The organism is Blastococcus sp. MG754426, from assembly GCF_021699055.1.
Classification (GTDB): Bacteria; Actinomycetota; Actinomycetes; order Mycobacteriales; family Geodermatophilaceae; genus Blastococcus.
Genome location: NZ_SSXC01000185.1, coordinates 1 through 444 on the forward strand (window position 1 = coordinate 1; position 444 = coordinate 444).

The window sequence follows — 444 nt, forward strand, 5'->3', positions numbered from 1 at the left end:
GAGCCCGACCCCACCGAGGGCCGGTCGTTCACCCTGGTCAAGCACGCCGACGGCAGCGTCAGCGGCCGGTTCGAGCTCGACGCCGTGGGCGGGGAGAAGGTCCGGGCCGCGGTCGAGTCGATCGTGCAGGCCTCCCGGCCCGCCGGTGACACCCGCACCCGCGCCCAGCAGCAGGCCGACGCCCTCGTCCAGCTCTGCGACAACCAGCTCGCCGCCGGCACCCTGCCGGTGCTGCGCACCCAGAAGCCGCACGTGGTGGTCCGTGTCGACCTGGAGGACCTGGTCGACCCCGCCGCCGGGCGCGGGGCGGCAACCCTGGGCTTCGGGGCGATCATCTCCGCCGCGCGTGCCCGCTGGCTGGCCTGCGACGGCGGCATCACCCGCATCGTGCTGGGCCCCGAGGGTCAGCCCCTGGACGTGGGCCGCACCCCGGCCCCTCCGCAG

Annotated in this window: 1 protein-coding gene; it reads left to right on the forward strand. The window is 76.4% G+C overall.

Annotated elements, in window-relative coordinates; translation table 11 throughout:
• On the forward strand, positions 1–444 hold a 444-nt coding region (locus E9549_RS24590), incomplete at both ends, for a DUF222 domain-containing protein (RefSeq protein WP_236828901.1).